The 2,728-nt window shown below is 68.4% G+C and carries 4 protein-coding genes; all 4 read left to right on the top strand.

Annotation, left to right across the window (positions count from 1 at the left end; all coding sequences use genetic code 11):
• Window positions 1-90: 90 nt before the first annotated feature.
• The 4 genes from tnpA to HRV97_RS17145 are packed head-to-tail and all read left to right on the top strand — an operon-like array spanning window position 91 to window position 2,698.
• Window positions 91-432: an IS66-like element accessory protein TnpA gene (gene tnpA, locus HRV97_RS17130; protein WP_174195339.1), complete on the top strand. Its 342-nt coding sequence runs from the start codon at window positions 91-93 to the stop codon at window positions 430-432.
• 17 nt (window positions 433-449) lie between these two features.
• Complete coding sequence (tnpB, locus tag HRV97_RS17135) at window positions 450-770, top strand: IS66 family insertion sequence element accessory protein TnpB (RefSeq protein WP_343044546.1); 321 nt, start codon at window positions 450-452, stop codon at window positions 768-770.
• 48 nt (window positions 771-818) lie between these two features.
• Window positions 819-2,465 (top strand): IS66 family transposase, encoded by a 1,647-nt coding sequence (tnpC, locus tag HRV97_RS17140; RefSeq protein ID WP_174195341.1) that lies wholly within the window; start codon window positions 819-821, stop codon window positions 2,463-2,465.
• Window positions 2,465-2,698: a hypothetical protein gene (locus HRV97_RS17145; protein ID WP_174195342.1), complete on the top strand. Its 234-nt coding sequence runs from the start codon at window positions 2,465-2,467 to the stop codon at window positions 2,696-2,698. Before tnpC ends, HRV97_RS17145 begins: the two co-directional genes overlap by 1 nt.
• Window positions 2,699-2,728 lie beyond the last annotated feature (30 nt).

The raw sequence follows: 2,728 nt of genomic DNA on the forward strand, positions 1-2,728 counted from the left end.
GGTAAGCATCCGGCGGGTGCCGCCTTGCTGTGTTGGGGCCGGGGATAGAGGACGTCCTTACAGCCGCACGTAAGGACGTCCGTACCGACCATGGCGCAGATGACGATATTGACGGGGCCGGAGCGTCGGCGTCGCTGGAGTGACGAGCAGCGCGAGCACATCCTGGCGGAAGCGTTTCATTCGGGTGCGAGGGTCTGCGATGTTGCCCGGCGGCATGACGTGGCTCGCAGCCTGATCTACCAGTGGCGGCGTGCTGCGGTTCGTCAGGCGGAGCCGATGTTCGTGCCGGCGGTGGTCGTGGACGATGCGCCTCAGCCAGTGTCCGAGCCGGTTGTGGCGGCCGTGCTCGATCTGCCCGACGGCGGCCGCCTGAGGATATTCGCCTCGGCGTCACCGGCGCTGGCGGCCGCAGCGTTGAAGGCGCTGCGGTGATCCCACCGGGCGCAAGGGTGTGGATCGCGATGGGCCACACCGACATGAGAAAGGGCATGCAGGGCCTGGCGCTCATGGTTCAGCAGCAGTTGCACCGCGACCCGCATGGCGGGGACCTGTTCGTGTTTCGGGGGCGGATCGGGTCGCTGGTGAAGATCATCTGGCACGACGGTCTGGGCATGTCGCTCTACGCGAAGCGGCTGGAGAAGGGCCGGTTTGTCTGGCCCTCGGCCAAGGACGGCGTGGTGTCGCTGACGGCCTCGCAGCTGGCGTGCCTGCTCGAGGGTATCGACTGGCGGAACCCACAGTACAGCTGGCGCCCGGCGAGCGCCGGATAGACCATTATCGCCTTGCATGATGCGGCCGGGGGTGATTCACTCTCGCCCATGGCCGCGGTGGTTTCGCCCTTTCCGGACGATGTCGAAGCGCTCAAGGTGCTGCTCGCCGCCGCCCTGCAACGCGCCGACGAAGCCGAGGCGCGCGCCGCCAATGCGGTTGCCCGCGAGAGCGCCATCGAGGCGGTCATCGCGCACCTCAAGTTGCAGATCGCAAAGCTCAGGCGCGAGCAGTACGGTGCGAGTGCCGAGCGCAGCCGCCGCCTGCTCGAGCAGATGGAGCTCCAGCTCGAGGATCTCGAGGCCGACGCTGCGCAAGACGATCTCGCTGCCGACATCGCTGCCGACAACACGACCAGCGTTGCCCCGTTCGAGCGTAGACGGCCGGTCAGAAAGCCGTTCCCCGAGCATCTGCCGCGCGAGCGCGTCGTCATCCCGGCGCCGTGCTCGTGTCCTGCCTGTGGCGGCTCGCGCCTGTCGAAACTCGGTGAGGACGTGACCGAGACGCTCGAAGTGATCCCGCGAGCGTGGAAGGTCATCCAGACGGTGCGCGAAAAGGTCTCGTGCCGCGACTGCCAGACCATCAGCCAGCCGCCCGCGCCGTTCCACGTCGTGCCGCGCGGGTGGGCGGGGCCGAGCTTCCTCGCCATGCTGCTGTTCGAGAAATACGGGCAGCACCAGCCGCTCAACCGCCAGGCCGAGCGGTTCGCGCGTGAAGGCGTGCCGCTCAGCGTCTCGACGCTCGCCGACCAGGTCGGCGCCGCGGCATTCGCGCTCACCCCGCTCTACAAGCGCATCGAGGCGCATGTCCTTGCCGCCGAGCGGCTGCATGGCGACGACACGACCGTGCCGGTCATGGCGAAGGGCAAGACCGACGTGGCTCGCCTATGGGTGTACGTCCGCGACGATGTGCCTTTCGCCGGCACCGACCCACCGGCGGCACTCTTCCACTACTCGCGCGACCGCCGCGGCGAGCACCCGCAGGCGCATCTCGCCAGCTGGTCGGGCATCTTCCAGGCGGACGCCTATGGCGGCTACGGCGAGCTGTACCGTGGCGGTCGTGCGCCTGGGCCCATCCGCGAGGCCGGCTGCTTCGCGCACGCCCGGCGCAAGTTCTTCGAACTCGCCGACGTCGAGGGTGCCGCCCGCAGGAAGAGCCGTGGCGAGCGGACCGGCACGGTCTACCCTGTTGCGCTCGAGGCGGTGAAGCGGCTGGACGCGCTTTTCGACATCGAGCGCGCCATCAACGGCAAGCCCGCGGCCGACCGGCTCGTCGTGCGTCAGGAGTTCAGTGCGTCGCTGATGGCGGAGCTCCATGCCTGGCTGACCGACCAGCGCGCCAGGCTGTCGCGCAACCACGACCTCGCCAAGGCTTGTCTCTACATGCTCCGCCGGTGGAACGCCTTCACGCGCTTCCTCGATGACGGCCGGGTCTGTCTCTCGAACAACGCCGCCGAGCGGGCGCTCCGCTGCGTGCCGCTGGGTCGCAAGGCCTGGCTGTTCTGCGGCTCGGACCGGGGCGGCCAGCGCGCCGCCATCCTCTACACCCTCATCCAGACCGCCCGGCTCAACAACGTCGACCCGCAGGCCTGGCTCGCCGACGTCCTCGCCCGCATTGCCGAACATCCGGCGACACGGCTCGACGAACTGCTGCCGTGGAACTGGGTACCTCGGATCCAGGTCGCAAAGGCAGCCTGATGGCCGCCCCCTCAATGGTGTTCACCGCGCGCTACGCCGCAAAGCACCTGGGCGTCGACCTCGACGTGATTGAGGAACTTGCCGAGGAGATGGCGCCCGAGGGCGGCCGCCTCAGCGTCATCGATAGCCTTGATGACGACGCCGAGGCCGCCATCGCCTTCACCCGCCGCGGTCTCGACTACCTCGACGAACTCCTCGACCACAGACAGTGGGACTTCATGGGCAAAAACTGACCCACCCCGCGGTCTTCAGCGGATGGTTAC

The organism is Sphingomonas hominis, from assembly GCF_013328205.1.
GTDB classification, from domain to species: domain Bacteria; phylum Pseudomonadota; class Alphaproteobacteria; order Sphingomonadales; family Sphingomonadaceae; genus Sphingomonas; species Sphingomonas hominis.